We start from the raw sequence: 1,401 nt of genomic DNA on the forward strand, positions 1-1,401 counted from the left end.
TGTAAGATTAAATCTTGACTTCTACAGCGACCAAACTTAATACCTTTAGTTTTTGCCTCTAACCTGCCTTCATTAGTTCTTTCAAGTATCCTTACTCTCTCGGCTTCTGCTATTGCACTAAGAATCGTAATAACCATTTTTCCCGTATTGCCTTCTGTGCTAATGCCAACATCAAGAAAACGCACAGCTACACCTATATTAGCAAACTGATTAACTAAGTTAATCATATCGGCAGTATCTCTGCCTAAACGATCTAACTTGGTAATCAATATTACATCCCCTTCTTCTACCTTATGTAATAAATTATTTAATCCCGCTCTGTCTAAGTTACTACCCGTTGCTTTATCATGGAATATTCTTGATTCTTTTACCCCAGCATCTTTTAAACGTTTTATCTGCAGGTCTAAAAGTTGCTGATTGGTTGATACCCTAGCATAGCCAAATAATCTCATACTGCTTCTAATATATTGTCTATTATATCGATTAGTAGACAACGATGTCTACTAATAACGTTTTTGCGATTTAATATACAGTATATTAGATGCTATTTTAACTGTCTACTAATTTATAACTTCGTAGACAAGTGAAACCCAGACTGATATCAGTTTTTTTGTAAAAGAGCAGTACATCTCATTTCAATGCTTTCAGTCTAAACATACGCATACAATGTAATCCATTATATTAATTGTCATGATCACCTAATAGTGGTTCTTGGTACTCATGAGAGAGAACATCTATAGGGTCACTATAACCTATATTACGTGTCATATCTATACCTAAAGCTTTGTAGACCTCGGGTCCTGCTTTCAAATTAGTAACATCGGATACTGCGTAAAATAAAGCACTATTATTCGACGTAGTTTGTGTAAATGAATATGCTGAATCAATTGTAATATTTTGCAATTCTGTCTCTTCTTGTTGATGCGAAGATAAGTTTTCAGTATGCTTTTTACCTTTTATAGAACTAATACAATATCCTATACCCACACCAACTAATCCTACTGTTGTTGCAGCAGCTGTTAAAATACTCCAAACAGGTATTTTAGCTCCTAAAATATCTATTTCCTGTATTAACCAATTATTATCTTCACTCACACAATCTTGTGAATAATTTATAGTTGTTGGTAATTCAGTAGTAGTGGGAGTAGGAATTTGAGAAATAGCCCACTGTCTTAGTGATGCTATTACCGATTCCGGAGAACAATTTTGAAGACCTAAAAACTCAACTATATCATTTAAAGCTAATGTATCGTATGATTCATTGCTTTTAGTAATATTATATTCTTGACCCATAATATTCATAGTACCATTTACTATCTTTGATGGTTCTAATATAAAGTGGCTCTCCCCATCATCTTGTTTTATCACATCTATAAGTGTATGTGTGTTATCGCAAACAAT

Annotated in this window: 2 protein-coding genes; both read right to left on the reverse strand. The window is 33.3% G+C overall.

Annotated features, from left to right (window positions below; genetic code table 11):
• Positions 1–452, reverse strand: a 452-nt coding sequence (locus KYQ89_RS05580) for a recombinase family protein (RefSeq protein WP_218460763.1), incomplete at its 3' end; no start/stop codon positions are given.
• 229 nt (positions 453–681) lie between these two features.
• A partial coding sequence (locus tag KYQ89_RS05585) for a hypothetical protein (protein WP_218460762.1) occupies positions 682–1,401 on the reverse strand: 720 nt, incomplete at its 5' end.

It is taken from the genome of Rickettsia sp. TH2014 (assembly GCF_019249195.1).
Classification (GTDB): Bacteria; Pseudomonadota; Alphaproteobacteria; order Rickettsiales; family Rickettsiaceae; genus Rickettsia; species Rickettsia felis.